Source organism: Alcanivorax sp. MD8A (genome assembly GCF_002888555.1).
Lineage (GTDB): Bacteria > Pseudomonadota > Gammaproteobacteria > Pseudomonadales > Alcanivoracaceae > Alcanivorax.
On sequence record NZ_AQOQ01000007.1, the window covers coordinates 116961 to 136047 of the forward strand.

A 19087-nucleotide genomic window follows, 5' to 3' on the forward strand; every position below is an offset into this window, starting at 1 on the left:
CGTGAAGTCCTTACAATCGTTCCTTCTTTTGCCCCGGTAGCTCAGCTGGATAGAGCAAGCGCCTCCTAAGCGCTAGGTCGGATGTTCGAATCATCTCCGGGGCGCCACTTCCCCCTGAATTAAGCCCTTCCCGGGCTTAATTCAGGCTAAAAATGAACCAAATTCACGATACAGACATCCATGCAGAACTCTTCATCGCCCGCAACGCTGAGCCCCTGGCTGGTTCTGCTGATGGCCGCGACCACCGGCCTGGTGGTCGCGAGCAACTACTATGCGCAGCCCCTGCTGCACACTATCGCTGACCAACTGGCGCTCTCTTACGCCAGCGCCGGGATCATTGTCACCACCGCCCAGGCCAGCTATGCCGTCGGCCTCATTCTGCTGGTCCCCCTCGGGGACCTGCTGGAGCGCCGGGGGCTGGTGGTCACGATGATGTTGCTTGCCACCGGCGGATTGCTGGTCAGTGCCAGCGCCACATCGTTACCCATGTTACTTGCCGGAACGGCGATCACTGGCGCATTCTCGGTGGTTGCTCAGGTGCTGGTTCCCTTCGCCGCCACGCTCTCCCCTGTGGCCCACCGCGGCCGGGTTGTGGGTACGGTCATGAGTGGCCTGCTGCTGGGCATTCTGTTGGCCAGAACCGTCGCAGGCGCACTGTCCTCACTGGGCGACTGGCACACAGTCTACTGGGTGGCTGCCGGGCTGATGCTGGTCAATACCGCGATTCTGTTCCGCGCCCTGCCTCGCTACCGTCAGAACAGTCGGCTCAGTTATCCGCGCCTGATCGGATCGGTCGCTGTCCTGTTTGTGCGCTATCCCCTTTTCCGGCAGCGGGCCCTCCTGGGATGTCTGATTTTTGCCCTTTTCAGTATCTTGTGGACACCACTGGCCTTTTTGCTTTCCGCTTCTCCCTGGGACATGTCCGATGCCACCATTGGCTTGTTCGGGCTGGCCGGAGCGGTGGGCGCCCTGTCCGCACGCCACGCCGGCGTTCTCTCTGATCGGGGCCACAGCCGCATCCTGACCCTGGGCGGATTGGCCTTGCTCTTCGGCTCCTGGTGGCTGCTCAAACTGGGAGCGGAGTCTCTGCTCGCACTGGTGGCAGGGATCATGGTGCTGGACCTGGCACTGCAGACAGTGCATATCACCAATATGAACCTGGTGTTCTCGCTGGATGAACATATCCGCAACCGTCTGAATTCCGGCTACATGTTCCTGTACTTTCTGGGTGGCGCCGGGGGCTCTTTAGGCTCTGCTCGTGCCTACGACAACTTCGGTTGGGACGGAGTTGTCCTGCTGGGAGCAGGCATCGGGCTGATTGCCTTGCTGTATGGGGGCTGGCTTTGCCGCCGACAGGTTTGACGCTGTTTAACAGCCCGGCAATTTACCCGGCGCGCTTAGTGCTCTACATTCAGGGACAGGACTAATCGAAAAGGAATGACACGATGAAACTGCTGGGATTGCTGCAACTGGCGCTGGCGATTTATGCCATCGTCATGATTATTCAGTCTTCCGCTGAAACAGGTGCGAAGGTGCTGTGGGTGCTGCTGGTACTGATCCTGCCCCTTGTTGGCCTGATCATCTGGGCGCTGATGGGACCGGGCTCTCCGCTGAAGCGTTAGCAACCGACTTCAGCTCTGCACTTTTCTGCCAACTCTCTGGAACGCGGTAATAGCCCGTGTCCACCCCCTGGAAGCGCGGCTGATTGATCACCCGGCGCAACCTCTTCAGTGAAAAGTAGGGAATGTCGCGCAGAATGATATTGGCAATCCAGGCGGGGACTACCCCGCCTGGATCCAGTACGACCTCAATAGTGACTTCCACTTCACCCGGTTCTACCGGTGAAAAACGGTAATAGCCTTCCATCTGCGGCATTCGCACATAGCCATCCTGCTCCGGCATGCTGCTTTCGTGAAGGAAAAATGGCATGACCAGATCATAGGATTCTGGCTCTTGGTAGAACTGCACACGAAGCGGTGCATCCCGGTCACTGACGGGCCAGGGCAACCGGGTAGTCACGTAAACATCACGTTTGTAGTGGGAATGACGGCGCAAGTCCCGAATTTCCGAGACCATGTGCATGAAGGACGCCACGGAATCATAGTCATCCATCAGCACACCAATGGACTTGAAGTCTTCCACAGGCATGCGGGCAACACCCCGAAAGGTCTTCAGGCGGGAACTGTCGTCATCCTGGCGAAAAACCTGGATATCATCCCGGTCCGTCACCATGATCCAGCCGTCATCCGCGGCGAAGGCCGGCATGACCCCCAGCAAGGCCGCCAGCACCAGTAATACTCTTGTCAGCATCCACTCTTCCTGACGCGTTCCCGTTTCAAACCAGCAGCTCTTACCGGCCACCTTCTCCTGAGCGCGCACTTTATCGCCAGCAGAGACACACCGATACATCATGTCTACAATAGCGTGATCCAGCCCACACAAATGCTGGCACTATGCCATGATACAAAAGCATGAACGGAGTTTACAGATAGGGTTCCATCAGATGCGCCAACGCATTACGGACCCGTCGCCAGGGAGGCATCTCCTGAAAGGCTGCAACATCCATCCGGCGACAGCGGGGAAGACGCTGGTCAATACGGGCATCCACCGTACTGGCAAGCGCATCGCTATAGCATTCCAGATCAAATTCGAAATTCAGTCGCAGACTGCGGGCATCCCAATTCCCTGATCCCAGCATTACCCAGTGCCCGTCAACCGTCATAACCTTGCTGTGATCAAACGGCGGCGGCGACAGGTACAGTTCAGCCCCCTCACTCACCAGCCAGCGTAATGCATGCAGGCTGGCCCAGTGCACCATGCGGAGGTTGTTTTTCTGCGGCACAATCAGCTGCACTTGCACCCCCTTGAGCATGGCCAGCTGCAAGGTCGCCAGCAGCGTAAGATCGGGCACGAAATAAGGGGTAACGATCCGGATACGGTGTTCTGCGGCACCAATAGCCGCCAGCAGAGTCAGCCGTCGCTTGTCAAAATCCGCATCCGGGCCAGCACTGATCCCCCTGGCCTGCACATCTCCCAGCTGCGCCAGCCCACGGTAACTGGTTTCCAACAGTTCACCGCGGCTGAACAACCAGTCTGCTGCAAAACTGCGTAGCAACTGCCCCACCACCGGCCCTTCCAGCCGCGCATGCAGGTCGGTGATGGACGGAGGGCTCTGAATGTAGCCAGCACGAATATTCATGCCACCGGTGAAACCGGTTTCCCGGTCGACAATCATGAATTTACGGTGGTTTCTGAGATTAATGTAAGGCATCCGCCAGGGCGCAAGCGAGTAGAGGAAGCGTTGCACCGGCACCTTGTTGCGGCGCAACCGCCAAACCACAGACGGCAGGGAATACAGTGAACCAACCCCATCCACCAGCACCCGCACCTTCACCCCGCGCTGGACCGCCCGAGCGAGAGCTTCCACCACCGGTCGACCGGCAGCGTCATTACCAAAAATGTAGGTCGCCAGAAAAACGCTTTCGTTGGCGCCCTCGATCGCGTCCAGCATTTGCTGATAGGCCGCCGGCGCATCCAGGGGCGTAATGCGGTTACCATCGGTAAGAGGCAAATGGGTCAGACGCCCTACCAGCCGGCTCAACTCCTGAAAATGCCCATGCAGTGGCAGGGGTTCAGCCGCCACACGCCAGCCTTCATCGGTCTCGATCTTGCCACCGGTGAGCTGCCGGGCACGGCGGCGGATACGGTTCACGCCCAGCAGGAAGTACAGCAGAGCACCAAACACCGGCACCAGCCAGACGAGTCCGGTCCAGGCCGCTGCGGCCCGGGCATCGCGCTTGTTCTGTGAAACATGGATGGTGACCGTGATGGCCAGGGCGATACTGATCATTGCCGCCAGATGCGGCCAGAACGGTTCCAGCCGCAGCAGCCAACGGTCAATCCCCTGCCCCCACTGCGTTATGAATGCGTCCATTCCTCTCCTTGCCGGACCGCCAGAATTCACCTTGTCTCGATACAGTGCAATGCTGGCAACATAGCACAAATCCCTGTTTTAACGGGTAGTTACCTCTGTCACACCGGTGACATTTTTGCGCTTTCCGTCCCGTTTCACTAAAATGCGCCCTCTTTTGGGTCAGTGACTGCACACTGGCAGCGTCCTGCTTCCCCGCTAATGGCTGGAAGACGGGCAAGACCCAGGTCCCTCGCGTCCCTAGTGGCGTACAGCGACGAGCCACGGCTCGTGTTCAGTACCGGCCGCCGCCGGTTATCAGTAGTAATGACTAATTCCGCTGGTTTAGGCAGCCAGTGTACCGGTGTTGGCGTGGCGTCTTCGCGCAGCAACGCATCGGCACATGATGAGGAGCGTAACCATGCCCGAGACCAATACGGTTATTCCGCTGCACCAGAGCGAGCACACACAGTTTGATGAGCCTCGCCGCTTCAAGGTGTTCACCGCCAAACAACTCGACAAGATCGAGCCACTCAAGCGTCTGGATGACGACACCCGCTTCGCCATGGAGGTCGTTGCCAATGTCCTGCCGTTCCGGGTAAACGAGTACGTCATCAACGAACTGATCAACTGGGACAAGGTTCCCGACGACCCAATCTACCAGCTGACATTCCCACAGAAAGGGATGCTGGCACCGGAGCACTTCGACCGGGTTACCAATGCCATGCGCGGTGGAGACAAGGACCACATCAAGGCCGTGATCGCGGAGGTACGTGAAGCACTGAACCCTCACCCGGCAGGCCAGATGGAACACAATATGCCGGAAGTGGATGGCGAGAAAATCGACGGCATCCAGCACAAGTACAACGAAACGGTGCTGTTCTTCCCCAGCCAGGGGCAGGTGTGTCACAGCTATTGCACGTTCTGCTTTCGCTGGGCCCAGTTCATCGGCGACAACGATCTGAAGATTGCCGCCAAGGAAGCAGGTCAACTCAAGAAATATATCCAGGCACACCCGGAAATCACTGATGTGTTGATCACCGGTGGCGATCCTTTGGTAATGAAAACCAAAAACCTGCGCGCCCATATCGAGCCGTTGCTGGAACTGGAACAGATTCGCACCATCCGTATCGGTTCCAAAGCCCTGACGTTCTGGCCCTACCGGGTGGTCTCGGATGCCGACGCTGACGACCTGCTGGCACTGTTCCGCGAAGTCCAGGCCAGCGGAAAGCATCTGGCGCTGATGGCTCACTACAACCACTGGCAAGAACTGGAAACCGACATCGCCAAAGAAGCGGTGCGACGAGTTCGTGCCACCGGTGCGGTCATCCGTGCCCAGGGACCGTTGCTGGCCCACATCAACGACAACGCCGATGACTGGGCGCGTCTGTGGCAAACCCAGGTAGAGCTGGGCATTGTGCCGTACTACATGTTCGTGGAACGCGACACCGGCGCCCGCCACTACTTTGAAGTGCCACTGGCCAAAGCGTGGGAAATTTATCGGGACGCCATGAAACAGGTATCGGGTATTGCCCGAACGGCCCGCGGCCCGAGCATGTCCAGCCACCCGGGCAAGGTCGAGATCCAGGGTGTGACCGAAATCAACGGTGAGAAGGTCTTCGCGTTACGGTTTATCCAGGGCCGCAACCATGACTGGGTACAGCGACCCTTCTTTGCCAAATACAACGAAGAGGCGACGTGGCTGAACCATCTGGAACCGGCTTTCGGTGAAGACACCTTTTTCTTTGACGATGAGTTGGCCGCCATGGAACGCGGATAGCTGCCTCGCCAACCAGCGCCCCGCTTTGCGGGGCGTTTCCATTTGCGGGCGAGCAATCTGGATACTCCACCCATCGCCCCAGCAACACCAACCCGGCTGTTCAGAAAAATCACCCATGCCCCGAATCGGGCATGGTGTTCCTGACACCATTACGCTAATAATTCCCCGGCACGACGACGTTTATTTTTTGGAGAAAAACCATGAAAAAAGGCTTGCTCAGCGCCCTTTGCGCCATGATGCTCACCGGCTGTCTCGGCCAGAACGCCCTTTTCGATACCGTTCAGGACTGGAATGCCGAAGCGACCAACAACAAGTTTGTGAATCAGGTGATTTCTTTCGCCTTCTGGTGGATTCCGGTTTACGGGCTCAGCCTGCTGGGTGACATCGTAATCTTCAACTCTATCGAATTCTGGACCGGTACCAACCCGATCAGCCAGGAAGGCGCCAAAGTCGCAGGCACCACCGAAACCGTCACTGACGGCCTGGGCAACGAAGCCCAACTGACCTACCACGCTGATGGTTCCATCGGCGTGCTGGCCACCAGCGGAGAGGTGGCAGAAAGTTACACCCTGATCAAGGAAGGCAGCAAAGTGATCAAGGTGCAGAACGGACAACGTGAAGTGCTTGGCTCCATCATGCTCTGAGACGATGTGACGATGCGCAGGCAGGCATTGCTGCCTGCGCATCAACACAGACGAGACAGCGTAATCAGCGCCTGCTCTACCCGGTTATCCCATTTTACCGCGCAGTTAAGACGCAGGCAGTTGGTAAACTTCCCGGTAGCGGAAAACAAGGCACCCGGCGCAAAACTCACCCCCTGTTCCTGAGCCTGTTCAATCAATTCTGACGTATCAATGTCACCGGGCAACTCCAGCCACAGCACAAACCCTCCGGCAGGTCGGCTAACCCGTGTTTCGGCAGGAAATAACTGCGTTACACGCTCCGTCATTCGGGCAACACTGCGAGCATGCTCACCGCAAACCTGACGAAGATAACGGTCGTAATGTCCTCTCTCCAGATAGCGAGCCAGCGCCAGCTGGGACGGCGTAGAAACCGACACCGTATTGATGAACTGCAGATAACGCGCCTTTTCGGTGTAAGCATCCGGGGTCACCATCCAGCCCACACGCAATCCCGCCGACAACGTCTTGGAGGAAGACGAGCAGTAGAAAACCTGCCCCGTTGAATCCCAGCTCTTGATCGGTCTGGGTCGCCGCCCGGTCAACGGAAGGTCCCCATAGATATCATCCTCCACCAGCGGCACCCGGTGTCTGGCCAGCAAGGCCAGCAAAGCTTGCTTTCGCTCATCCGACAGGCACACCCCCAACGGGTTCGAGAAATTACTCACCACCACGCAGGCAGATACCTTCCAGCGCTCCAGCGCCAGAGTGAGTGCGTCCAGGGAGATGCCGGTCTCGGGATCCGTGGGAATCTCCAGCGCCTTGAGCCCCAGTGACTCAATCACCTGCAGCAACCCATAGTAGGTCGGAGACTCAATGGCCACCGTATCTCCCGGCTGAGTGACCAGTTTCAGGGCTATCGCAACCGATTCCTGACAACTGTTGGTAACCAGTACCTGCTCAGGGCGAGTGGGACACTGCAAGGCGGCCATACGACGTGCAATCTGGGTGCAGAGTTCAGGCGCTCCGGGGGGAAATTCGTAGCCCACGCAACGTCTTCGTTGTTCGCGAAGCACCCCGTGAAAGACTTTTTCCATGGTCGCCACCGGCATGTACTCCGGGGCCGGCACCGCCGCCCCCAGGTTAACGATCGCCGGATTATTCACATTCTGCAGAATCTGTAATACCCGCTCCTGCCCGGTGATACGACGCGGCCGCCGGCTCGCCCGGGCCACCCTGGGAGGTTCAAGCTCGGCAAGCGGTGGACAGACGTAATACCCGGATCTCGACCGTGCTTCCAGGACACCTCGCTGCTCCAATTCCCGACAGGCATTCACCGCGGTGGAGACACTCACCTGATGCTGTGCCGCCAACATGCGCACCCCGGGTAACCGACTTCCCACGGGATACGCCTGCTCGCGAATCAGTTCCTGAAGGGTATCCGCAAGGCGTTGATACAAAGTCATGGCAATTACCGATACAGATAGCGTTACAACAGGCAGCACAGTTTTATAAAAATACAATCTGTACTGCATCAATTTTGTTTTCTTATATCTGTATCGATACGGCTTGTCCACCTACTCTGGAACACCTTCCAGAGCCAATGGATGCCAGCCATGCCAATGGAGCAGATTTTCGCCCTTGTCGGCTTTGTTGCCGTAATGACCGGAACCCCCGGCCCCAACAACCTGATGCTGGTTTCTTCCGGCGCCAACGCCGGCTTCATTCGTTCGTTGCCGCATATTCTGGGTATCGTGATCGGCTGTCAGATCATGCTGCTGTGCATCGCGCTGGGGCTCGGCCAGCTGCTGAGTCACTCCCCCTCTCTGATCAACGGGTTGCGCATAACCGGTGCCCTTTATTTACTGTGGCTGGCCTGGCAGCTGGTGCGAAACCGATCCCTGCAGGACCACCCGCAGCAGCAACAGCCCCTGACCTTTATCCAGGCGGCGCTGTTCCAATGGGTTAATCCCAAAGCCTGGATGATGACGTTGACCGGGGTGGCCACTTTTACCCAACCCCACAACTTTACCCCCAGCATGCTGCTGCTTGCCGGCACCTTCGTGGTTGTGGGTTTGCCGCTGATCAGTAGCTGGAACCTGTTTGGCGCGGCATTAAAGAACGGCTTGAAAAAAGGAAAACATCTGCGGTATTTCAATCGCGTCATGGCGGTACTGCTGGTTGCCTCCTTGTATCCCACCTTTGGCATACAACCCAGTCAGGCCAGCGAGGTGCAGCCGAGCTCCTCCCCCGCGCCTCAGCCAGAGCTGAAACGGGACAAGCTGGAATGGTGGATGAGCGTGATGTAAACCGGCGACACACGTAAAGTCAGGGCAGAAAACCGCCTTGGCCCTTCCTCCCTTCGACGGACTCCCTTAGGCTTGGCGTTTGGCAATGCTATACAAGGAATGTCCATGCAAAACGGGCTGATGGTGCTACACAGCAACCGTCTGGAAACCCTCACTGAACTGGTGGCGGACTGGCTTCGTCGCCAGCCGTTGTCCCCGTTGGAAACAGAGACGTTTCTGGTGCAATCCAATGGCATGGCCCAATGGCTGAAACTGCAACTCGCCCAATCTCTGGGGATCAGTGCCGGCTACCAGTTCCAGATGCCCGCCCGTTTTTTATGGAACGCCTATCGCGCCGTGCTGGGGGAGGAACAGGTCCCACGCACTTCGCCCTTCGACAAATCCCGGTTGCTGTGGCGTCTGTATCGTTTGCTGCCGACTCTGCTGGACGATCCACACTTCGGCCCGCTACGGCACTTTCTTACCGATGACCAGGACTGCCGCAAGCGGCATCAGCTGGCGGAACGGTTGGCGGATCTCTATGACGCCTACCAGGTGTATCGCGCCGACTGGCTGACCGACTGGGAAGCCGGCCGCGATCAACTGCGCAAGGCCCACGACCGCAACGCCCACGATGATTTCCCCGACAGCCAGCGCTGGCAGGCCCATCTCTGGCGCGCCGTACTGACAGACATGGACGACGACAAACAGGGCCTCAGTCGCAGCGCCATCCATGACCGTTTTATCGAAACGTTGAAGAGCGGCGAAACGCCACCCGGCCTGCCGCGTCGCCTGATCATCTTTGGCATCAGCGCCCTTCCCCAGCAATCCCTGGAGGCCCTCGCCGCACTCAGCCAGCACTGCCAGATCCTGATGCTGGTGCAGAACCCCTGCCAGCACTACTGGGCAGATATCGTGGAAGACCGTCATCTGCTCCGGCGTCAACTGGACGAGCGCAAACGTCACCTCGACCTGCTGCCAGAGAACCGGGTCAATCCGCTGCTGGCCGCCTGGGGCAAACAGGGCCGGGACTTTATCGGGCTGCTCTATGATCACGATGATCCGGACAGCTACCGCAGCGCGTTCCAGAACCAGATCGACCTGTTCACGGATTTAACACCGGGCACGCTGCTGGAACAGTTGCAGCAGGATATTCTCGATCTGGAACCGCAGCCGGCTCCGGATCAGCGACCGCTCCTGCAACCGGGTTCGTCCCTGCATTTCACCATCGCCCACAGCCCCCAGCGGGAGGTAGAGATCCTGCAGGATGCGTTGCTGAAACGCTTTGCCGAGGACCCCACCCTGCAGCCCCGGGACGTGATTGTGATGGTGCCGGATATCGAGGCCTACGCGCCCTACATTGATGCGGTGTTTGGTCGCATGGCGCGGGACGATCCCCGCTACCTGCCTTACACCCTCAGCGACCGCAGTGCCGGTGCCGCCTCGCCCATGGCCCAGGCCATGGAGTCCCTGCTGCACCTGCCCCAATGGCGCTTCACCGCCAGCGACATTCTCGACCTGCTGGAGGTGCCTGCAGTGCGCCAGCGCTTTGCCATCGAGGAAAGCGACTTGCCCCAGCTGGCCAGCTGGATTGATCAGGCCCGTATCCGCTGGGGGCTCAACAGCGACCAGCGCCACACCCTGGACGTCCCCGGCTTTGAACAAAACAGCTGGGCGTTCGGGCTCAAACGCATGCTGGCCGGCTACCTGATGGGCGATGGCCCCGCCTGGAATAACATCCAGCCGCTGGACGAAGTAGCAGGGCTGGGCGCCGAGCTGGCCGGGCGACTGTCACGCTTGCTGGAGAATCTGGAACAGCACTGGCAGGCCTTCCGCGACAGCGCCACTCCGACCCAATGGCAGCTGCGTTTCAGCCAGCTGCTGGACGATCTGTTTGCCCCCGACGAACAGGACGATCAGGGCCTCGATGCCGGCCTGCGCGATGCCCTCAACGACTGGCTGGCGGCCTGTGGCGAAGCGGATTTCGACAAGGCCCTGCCGCTGACCGTGGCCCGCCGCCCACTACTGGATGCACTCAATTCCGAAAGCCTGTCGCAGCGCTTCATGGCCGGGCGCATCAACGTCTGTACCCTGATGCCCATGCGAGCCATTCCGTTCCGCCATGTCTGCCTGTTGGGCATGAAAGACGGCGATTACCCCCGCCCGCAGCAGCCCATGGATTTCGACCTGATGCGCCAGTGGGGCAACTATCGCCCAGGGGATCGCTCCCGGCGGGACGACGACCGTTACCTGTTTCTGGAAGCCCTGCTCAGCGCCCGCGACAGCCTTTATATCAGCTGGACCGGCCGCAACGTGCGCGACAACAGCGAACGTCCGCCTTCGGTACTGGTGGCCCAGCTGCGCGATCACATCAACCAGCGCTGGCACTGCGACCATGGCGACCCGGTAGAGGCCCTCACCCAGGCCCATCCCCTGCAGCCCTTCAGCGGCCAGTACTTTGATGCCGCCAACGATGCCCTCAACACCTATGCCAATGAATGGCGTGTACTGCATGATGGCGAGGCCCCGCGGGTGGACAATCGCCAGCCGTTGCCGCCACTGGACGTGGACGAACCGGTGAACTGCAGCGTCCTGGGTCGCTTCCTCAAACAACCGGTGGCGCATTTTTTCGAACGCCGGCTCAAGGCAAAACTGAAACTGGAACGCCAGGTACTCGAAGACAGCGAACCCTTCGGTTTCGATGGGCTGCAACGTTATCAACTGCAGGATCAGCTGGTCAGTGATGCCCTGCAGGTGGGTCCGGAACAGGCACAAAGCACCATGCAGGCCACTCTGAACCGGCTGGCCGCCAGCGGCGACCTGCCCCTGCATCCGTTTGAAGAAGGTAGCCGTGACAGCTTGTTGGTGCCGCTGGCCGATCCGCTGGACGATTACTTTGCCCTGTTGGCCCAGAGCGGCAGCCCGCAGCCCCAGCAGGAAATCCGTCTGACCGCTGGCCCCCTGCCACTGGAAGACTGGCTCACCGATCTGCGCGGCGCCACCGCCAACCCCCAGCGGCTGGTCCTGCAGACCGGCAGGCTGGAAAACCGTTACGACAAGCTGTGTCGCGACTGGGTAATTCATCTGGCTGCCTGTGCTGCCGGTTACCCGCTCACCACCCGCATACAGGGCCAGGATGGGCGCTTTACCTTGCTACAGGTGACCCAGCAGGCAGCCCAGCAGCATCTCGACCAGCTTGGTCATGCCTGGCAACAGGCGCTCTGCCATCCGCTACCGGTGGCCTGTGCCACCGCCTTTGCCTTCCTGGCGGAAGAAGATGAAGAGAAAGGCGTGAAAGCAGCAAGGAACAAATACACCAGCAGCGATTTCAGCCGAGGGGAAGTGGATGACCCGTCACTGGCCCGCGCCTGGCCGGATTTCGATACGCTCTGGGCACAGACAAAAGAGGAAGAACCGCTGTTTCTTTACTGGACAGAACAACTCTATGCGCCCCTCTTCCTGAACAGCCAGTGGGCCGAACTGGGGGACCTGTCATGAGCCATAACGACGGATGTCAGGCCCCACCGCTACCGATCACCTTCCCTCTGCATGGCACCCGGTTGATCGAAGCCAGCGCCGGTACCGGCAAGACCTTCACCCTGGCAGCGCTTTATCTGCGCCTGGTGCTGGGACATGGTGACGACCGGGCCTTCCACCGCCCGCTGCTGCCACCGGACATCCTGGTGGTGACCTTTACCGAAGCCGCCACGGAAGAATTGCGCGAGCGGATTCGGGACCGTCTGGCCGATGCCGCCCGTACCTTTGCCGACCCGGACGCCACTGCCAGCGACCCGGTGCTGTCACAACTGCTGGCCGACTACGCCGAGCCGCAGGCGCGCAAGCAATGCGCCCAGCGTCTGGATGCCGCCGCCCAGTGGATGGACGAAGCGGCCATCTACACCATCCACGGTTTCTGTAATCGCATGCTCAAGCAGCATGCGTTTGATTCCGGCAGCCTGTTCAGCCTGGAACTGCAGGAAGATGCCAGCGATGACCAACTGCAGGCGGCACGGGATTACTGGCGCAACATCATCAACCGCTTCCCGGTGAGTGCCGCCAACCAGTTGCAAAGCGAAGGCCTGGGCAACCCGGATGCCCTGCTCAAGCAAGCCCGTCCCCTTCTGGGGCTCAAGGAAGCCGATCCGGCGAACCTGCCAGACAGTGTCAAAAAATGGCTGACGCAAACCGATCCCCAGGCCGAGCTGGACCGGCTGGCTCGCCAGCAACTGGCGGAGGCCTTGCCGGACTTTCTTCACTGGGTACGTGACGCCCAGGAGAACAAGTGGCTGAACGGCAACAGCTACCGGGCGAAAAGTGTGCCCGGCATGCTCAAGCTACTGAAGCGCTACGCCAAGGGTGAAGGCCTGCGCGACAAGGATTACGACGTCCTCTTCAAGTTTTCTGAAGACGGCCTGAAGCTGACCAAGGCGGGTCAGGACCACCGTCCGGACTTCCTGTTCTGCAAGACGCTTGATCGGGTCCTGATGGGGCGCGAAAACACCCGCCTGCCACGCACGGACCTGCTGGCCCATGTGGCCGCCTGGATTGACCGGCGGGTGGACCAAGTGCGCCGCCAGACCGCGACGCTGGGCTTCGATGACATGCTCACCCGCCTGCGCGATGCCCTGGAAGGGTCCAACGGCGAGCGGCTGGCCGCGGTGATTCGTGAGCAATTCCCGGTAGCGCTGATCGACGAATTTCAGGATACCGATCCGGTCCAGTACGGGATTTTCTCTGCACTCTATGGGAATCAGCCGGAGATCGGCTGGTTCATGATCGGCGACCCCAAGCAGGCCATCTATGCATTCCGCGGCGCGGATGTATTCACCTACCTGAAAGCCCGCACGGCCACCGAAGGCAACCACTACACACTCAAAAAGAACTTCCGTTCTGCCCATGCCATGGTCTCCGCTGTGAACGAGTTGTTCACTTACAGCGACCAGACCTTTGGTGATGTCTTCCGTATGGCCAAAACCGGCAGCCCCTTTCCTTTCGACCCGGTGGAAGCCCAGGGTCGCAAGGAACAACTGGAAGTGGATGGGCAGGTCAAAGCAGGCATCACACTGTGGGTGGAAGACCGCGACAGAGCGGTCAGTGCCGGTCAGTACCGCCAGCAACAGGCGGACCGTTGCGCCACCGAAATCGCCCACCTGCTCAACGGCGCGGAAAAAGGCGACACCGGTTTCCGCAAAGGCGAACAATTCCGACCGCTCCAGCCCAACGACATTGCCATCCTGGTTCGTGACCGCACCGAGGCCAAAGCCATTCGTGATGCGCTGATGGAACGTGCGGTGCGCAGCGTGTATTTGTCTGACCAGGATTCCGTCTTTGCCCAGCCGGAAGCGATCGACCTGCTGCTGATCCTGCACGCCTGCGCCAACCCGGAATCGGACAGCAAGGTGCGCAGCGCCCTGGCCAGTGCGTCACTGGATATAGCCTATACGGAACTGGATGCCATCAACCAGGATGAGGTGCGCTGGGAGCGCATGGTGGAACAGTTCCATGGCTATCGGCACCAGTGGCAACAGCAGGGCGTGCTGCCCATGCTGCGCAGTTTGCTGATGGATTTTCATGTCCCGGTGCGCCTCAGCCAGAGCCTGGATGGCGAGCGGGCACTGACCAACCTGCTGCACCTGTCTGAATTGCTGCAGCAGATGGCCACTCAACTGGATGGCGAGCAGGCCCTGATTCGCTATCTGGAAGAAACCCTCGAACAGCAGAGCAACAGCAGCAAGGAAAGCATCCTGCGGCTGGAAAGTGATGATGACCGGGTCAAGGTAATCACCATCCACAAATCCAAGGGGCTGGAATACCCGCTGGTGTATCTGCCCTTTATTTGCAGCTTCCGCCCCGCCGACAAGAGCAAGCCGCCGCTGCGTTTCCATGATGATGACCGGCTGCATGTGTCACTGGAGCCGGATGCGGAAGACGAACGCAAGGCTGACGAAGAGCGCCTGGCGGAAGACATGCGCCTGCTCTATGTGGCACTCACCCGGGCCTGCCATACCTGCACCCTGGGCATTGCCCCCTACGTGAAAGGCAACGGTAAAACCAACCAGCTGGAGAAAAGTGCCATTGGCCGCCTGCTGTTTGGTGACGGTGTGGAAAATGAAAAACTCACCGAAACACTGAGGCCAGTCATCAGCGACTCGGTAAGCGTGATCGCGCCACCGCAGAGCAATGATCTGCCGTATCAACCGGCCACCCGGAAGCTGACCCTGAAACCGGTACAAGTGCCCCCCCGACATCAACGCCAACCCTGGTGGATTGCCAGCTACAGTGCCCTCAAGCAGGTTCAGGAAACCCTGGCCCCGGCGGACCCGCGCAGCGACCAGTTGGCCGAACAACCGGATCAGGACAGCATGCCGGAACAGGAGCCCCTGCCGGGTAGCATCCACGCCTTCCCGCGCGGCGCCGCCCCCGGCACCCTGCTGCATGATGTTCTCGAGCAGGCAGCAAACCAGGACTTTGTTGCGACCCTGGCGTCCCCTGCCCCCTTCGAACAGGTTGTGGCAGAAAAACTCCAGGCCCGCGGCTGGCAGGATCACGCGGCGGTGATTGAGGACTGGTGGAAAACCGCCCTGCAAACACCGTTACCGCTGGCCGCTGATCAGGTGGCACTGAGCGAGATGGCCACCTATGTGGCAGAGATGGAATTCATGTTGCCCGCCAACCAGGTGAGCGTGGCGGCACTGGATCAGGCCATTCGCGATGCCATCCACCCTGACCTGCCCCGCCCGCGACTGGAAGCGGACACCCTCAACGGCATGCTCAAGGGCTTTATCGATCTGGTGTTCGAACACCGCGGCAAGTACTACGTGCTCGACTACAAATCCAACTGGCTGGGCGTGGATGACACCGCCTACACCACCGACGCCATGACCCGTGCCATTCTCGACAAGCGTTACGAGGTGCAGTACGTACTCTACCTGCTGGCCCTCCATCGTCTTCTCAAGAACCGGCTTGGCGAAGACTACAATCCGAATCAACACCTGGGCGGCGCCGTCTATGTGTTCCTGCGCGGCATGCAGGGGCCAGCCGCGGGCACGGTCTTCGACCGGCCGGCGACGGAGTTGATTGAAAGGCTGGATGCGATGTTTGGAGGGAAACAATGAGCTATGAGCTGCGAGCTACCAGCGACCAGTCGCAAGACAACACACCGTTAATGGATTCGCCATGCCCGCGGAGACAAAGCATCAAGGCAATGAAACGAGATTGTTACTCCTGCCTTCGTAATACCAGATTTACAACTGGCAGCTCGCAGCTCGTAGCTCATAGCTGCTCTCCCCGGAGGGGCTTCGATGCAATCTGATCTATTCTCCGCCCTCAACTGGGAAGACGCCCTGGAGCAACTGCGTGATGGTGGCCTGTTGCGGGATCTGGATGTGGCCATTGCCCGCTTTCTGCATCAGCAATGCAGTGAGGCAAGCTATGAAGTGCTGTTACTCGCGGCCTTTACCAGCAACCAGCAGGCCAGTGGCCATCTCTGTCTGGATTTTGAAAATGACGCCCTGAGCACCCAGCTGTGGGGCACATCACCGCCAGCGGAACTGACGCAGTTACTCCCCGGGACACCGGACCAATGGCTCACAGCCTTGCAGCAAAGCCCGCTGGTCAGTAACGACGGCAGCACACCGCTGGTGCTGGATCAGCATCGACTTTATTTGCGCCGTAGCTGGTCACAGGAACGGTCGGTTGCCGACGCCATTGCAGCACGGCTGGCCACGCCTTCCGGACTGTCTGCACAGCAACTGCATGGCCCGTTGCAGGCGCTGTTCCCTGACAGTGGTAACGGCACCAACTGGCAACAGGTGGCCTGCGCGCTGGCCAGCCGCGTTGGCATCGGCATCATTACCGGCGGGCCGGGGACCGGCAAGACCACCACAGTGGTAAAACTGCTGGGCCTGCTGCAAAGCCTGGCCATGGAAAACCATCAGCGCCTGCGCATTCGTCTCGCCGCCCCCACCGGCAAAGCCGCCGCACGGCTCACCGAATCCATTGGCGACCAGGTCGCCGCCCTGCCGGTATCTGATGCGGTTCGCGACAGCATTCCCACCGACGTGACCACCCTGCACCGTCTGCTGGGCACCCGGCCAGATTCGCGGCACTTCCGTCATCACGCCCACAATCCCCTGCACGCGGATCTGGTGGTGGTAGACGAAGCCAGCATGATCGACATGGACATGATGGCCAGCCTGCTGGCGGCCCTCCCCGCCCATGCGCAACTGATCCTGCTGGGCGACAAGGACCAGTTGGCCAGCGTAGAAGCCGGCGCAGTCATGGGCGATTTGTGTCGCCATGCCTTTGAGGGGCGTTACCAAGCCGACACCGTGGAGTTCGTGGCACAGAGTTGTGGCGCCGACATTCGTGACTTCCGTGAAGAGCCCGACCAGCCCGGCACGGCACTGGCACAGTCCACGGCCATGCTACGGACTAACTGGCGCTCCAAAGACAGCCCCGGCATTGGCGCCCTGGCTACCGCCATCAATCAGGCGGACCTGGGCAAGTCACGGGAAGCATTCCGGGATTACCCGGAGAGCCTCAACCGTCACCGGTTGCAAAACGACAATACACAGCTGGAAAACCTGTTGGTGGAAGGCAGCGCAGGTCACGCCGGCTTACGCAGCCTGTTTGCCGCGGTGGACTCGCCGCCCGGCAACGAAGAACGGGATCCATGGGCAGCGGGTCTGCTCAAACAGTTGACCCACCAGCAATTGCTCAGCGGCCTGCGCAGCGGCCCCTTTGGGGTAGAGCAGCTCAATCAGCGCCTTACCCATTACCTGCAACAGCAGGATCTGGCACCGGAACGGGAGTGGTATGCGGGCCGCCCGGTGATGATGACGCGCAATGATTACCAGCTGGGGCTGATGAATGGCGATGTGGGCCTGACGCTCCCCGGCGAGACCGATGACAACGGCAACCACCGGTTGCGGGTGGCGTTCCAGTTGCCCGACGGCCGAATCAAGTGGGTGCTGCCTTCGCGGCTGGACGGGGTAGAAACCGTGTACGCCATGACCGTGCACAAATCCCAGGGTTCGGAGTTTCGTCACACCTTGCTGGTGCTGCCGGATGCGCCGCACCCGCTGCTGACCCGGGAGTTGGTTTACACCGCGATTACCCGCGCTCGTGACACCTTTACCCTGCTGGAGTTCGGCAAACCGTCCGTGCTGGAAAGTGCCATTCGCAAGCCGACCTGGCGAGCCTCCGGGCTGGCAGACCGGCTCCAGGGCTGAGTTAGCAGCAAACGGAGAGCACCAGACGCCTCTGCCGGCATCCGCCTCCGCCCGCCCCGTAGACCTACCCTGCGGGGCCATCGCCGATTAGAATCCGCATCTGAATCTGTTGAGCCACACTGCACACAGGACCGCAACCCGTCATGTCATCCGAATTGACCCAGCCCGCCTCCACGCTCGAGTACCTGCGCCGCATCGAATCCAGCAAGCTGTTTCAGGGCGCGGTCATTGCCATCATTATCCTGTCGGCACTGACCATCGGAGCCAATACCTACACCCTGCCACCGCTATTCAGCGACACCCTGGCGCTACTGGACAACGCCATCACGGTTTTCTTTCTGGTAGAAATTCTGTTCCGCCTGGGCGTACACCCCGACAAGAAGCGGTTCCTGCTGGATGGCTGGAATCTGTTCGATACGCTGGTAGTCATCGGCAGCCTGATCCCCATGGACAATGCCGAAGTGGTTCTGCTGGGCCGGCTACTGAGGGTATTTAGGGTATTGCGACTGGTATCGGTGGTGCCGGAACTGCGCTTCCTGATCAACTCGCTGATCAAGGCCATCCCGCGCATGGGCTACATCGCACTGTTGATGTTCATCATTTTCTATATCTACGCGGCCATGGGCTCCATGTTCTTCTCCAGTGTCGATGAAACCCTGTGGGGGGATGTGGCCATCTCCATGCTGACCCTGTTCCGGGTGGCCACCTTCGAAGACTGGACCGACGTGATGTACGCCACCATGGAAAGCTACCCGTTAAGCTGGCTGTATTACCTCAGCTTTATTTTCCTGACCGCGTTCGTCTTCCTGAACATGATGATCGGGGCCATTCTGGAAGTGATGAGCGAGGAACAAAATGCCAAACAAGCGGAGCAGGCCCATGACGAGCGCGAAAAAATGACACGGCAATTGGCAGAGATGCAGTCGCAACTTACCGAGCTCACAGCCCTGATGAAAGCCCGCAAAGAGTAAGTTTTCCTCTTTACACTACAGGCCGCCCGGTTATCTTTCAGCCTAAAAAAGGGACACCATGGTGTCCCTTACCACACAGTCAGTTAACGATCCGTTCCTTGTCGAAAAAGGCTTCGATCAGCCACTGGTTATAACCGCCCAGTCGCTTGCCTTCGAGGCGGGCCTGCGCCTCATGATAAATCGGATGGTGCTCCATGCTTTTGGGCAAAAGTACTTGTGCGGTCCAGGTAAAACCCCGAATCCAGGCGTAATTGAATTTCTGCCACCAGCCGTATTTCATGTCGT

General features: G+C 59.6%; 12 protein-coding genes, 1 tRNA gene and 1 pseudogene. 10 read left to right on the plus strand and 4 right to left on the minus strand.

What is annotated here, in order from left to right; genetic code table 11:
* Window positions 1–30 precede the first annotated feature (30 nt).
* The 3 genes from A15D_RS05660 (at window position 31) to A15D_RS05670 (ending at window position 1622) form a co-directional block, all read left to right on the plus strand.
* Window positions 31–107 (plus strand) — tRNA-Arg (locus A15D_RS05660).
* 73 nt (window positions 108–180) lie between these two features.
* Window positions 181–1362, plus strand: a complete 1182-nt coding sequence (locus A15D_RS05665) for an MFS transporter (RefSeq protein WP_102791136.1) — start codon at window positions 181–183, stop codon at window positions 1360–1362.
* An 83-nt stretch (window positions 1363–1445) separates the two neighbouring features.
* Window positions 1446–1622 (plus strand): PLDc N-terminal domain-containing protein, encoded by a 177-nt coding sequence (locus A15D_RS05670; protein ID WP_022986976.1) that lies wholly within the window; start codon window positions 1446–1448, stop codon window positions 1620–1622.
* Here the strand turns inward: A15D_RS05670 and A15D_RS05675 are convergent.
* Together A15D_RS05675 and A15D_RS05680 are read right to left on the minus strand one after the other, a co-directional pair.
* The gene (locus tag A15D_RS05675) at window positions 1579–2310 is read right to left on the minus strand and encodes an START domain-containing protein (RefSeq protein WP_102791137.1); all 732 of its coding nucleotides are present in this window, start codon (window positions 2308–2310) and stop codon (window positions 1579–1581) included. The two genes, A15D_RS05670 and A15D_RS05675, sit on opposite strands and share 44 nt — an antisense overlap.
* 172 nt (window positions 2311–2482) lie before the next feature.
* On the minus strand, window positions 2483–3934 hold the full coding sequence (locus A15D_RS05680) for a phospholipase D-like domain-containing protein (RefSeq protein ID WP_102791138.1): 1452 nt from the start codon (window positions 3932–3934) through the stop codon (window positions 2483–2485).
* Between the two features lie 397 nt (window positions 3935–4331).
* On the opposite strand from A15D_RS05680, the gene A15D_RS05685 reads away from it, so the two are divergent.
* Both A15D_RS05685 and A15D_RS05690 read left to right on the plus strand, forming a co-directional pair.
* Complete coding sequence (locus A15D_RS05685; protein ID WP_102791139.1) at window positions 4332–5690, plus strand: KamA family radical SAM protein; 1359 nt, start codon at window positions 4332–4334, stop codon at window positions 5688–5690.
* Window positions 5691–5890: 200 nt separating this feature from the next.
* Window positions 5891–6334 carry a DUF3332 family protein gene (locus A15D_RS05690; protein ID WP_102791140.1) on the plus strand — a complete coding sequence of 148 codons (444 nt, stop codon included), beginning with the start codon at window positions 5891–5893 and terminating at the stop codon, window positions 6332–6334.
* Window positions 6335–6375: 41 nt separating this feature from the next.
* Here the strand turns inward: A15D_RS05690 and A15D_RS05695 are convergent, their stop codons facing one another.
* On the minus strand, window positions 6376–7776 hold the full coding sequence (locus tag A15D_RS05695) for a PLP-dependent aminotransferase family protein (RefSeq protein WP_102791141.1): 1401 nt from the start codon (window positions 7774–7776) through the stop codon (window positions 6376–6378).
* 141 nt (window positions 7777–7917) lie between these two features.
* On the opposite strand from A15D_RS05695, the gene A15D_RS05700 reads away from it, so the two are divergent.
* The 5 genes from A15D_RS05700 (at window position 7918) to A15D_RS05720 (ending at window position 18802) form a co-directional block, all read left to right on the plus strand.
* On the plus strand, window positions 7918–8619 hold the full coding sequence (locus A15D_RS05700) for a LysE family translocator (protein WP_233192102.1): 702 nt from the start codon (window positions 7918–7920) through the stop codon (window positions 8617–8619).
* 105 nt (window positions 8620–8724) lie between these two features.
* A complete protein-coding gene (gene recC / locus A15D_RS05705; protein ID WP_102791143.1) occupies window positions 8725–12096 on the plus strand; it encodes an exodeoxyribonuclease V subunit gamma in 3372 nt (1123 codons plus the stop codon).
* Entirely contained in the window at window positions 12093–15713 is a 3621-nt protein-coding gene (recB, locus tag A15D_RS05710; RefSeq protein WP_102791144.1) for an exodeoxyribonuclease V subunit beta, read from the plus strand. Before recC ends, recB begins: the two co-directional genes overlap by 4 nt.
* Before the next feature lie 186 nt (window positions 15714–15899).
* Complete coding sequence (recD, locus tag A15D_RS05715) at window positions 15900–17831, plus strand: exodeoxyribonuclease V subunit alpha (protein WP_102791145.1); 1932 nt, start codon at window positions 15900–15902, stop codon at window positions 17829–17831.
* Window positions 17832–17974: 143 nt separating this feature from the next.
* Complete coding sequence (locus A15D_RS05720) at window positions 17975–18802, plus strand: ion transporter (protein WP_102791146.1); 828 nt, start codon at window positions 17975–17977, stop codon at window positions 18800–18802.
* A 79-nt stretch (window positions 18803–18881) separates the two neighbouring features.
* Here the strand turns inward: A15D_RS05720 and A15D_RS05725 are convergent.
* Window positions 18882–19087, minus strand: a pseudogene (locus A15D_RS05725) (hypothetical protein); the annotation flags it as partial.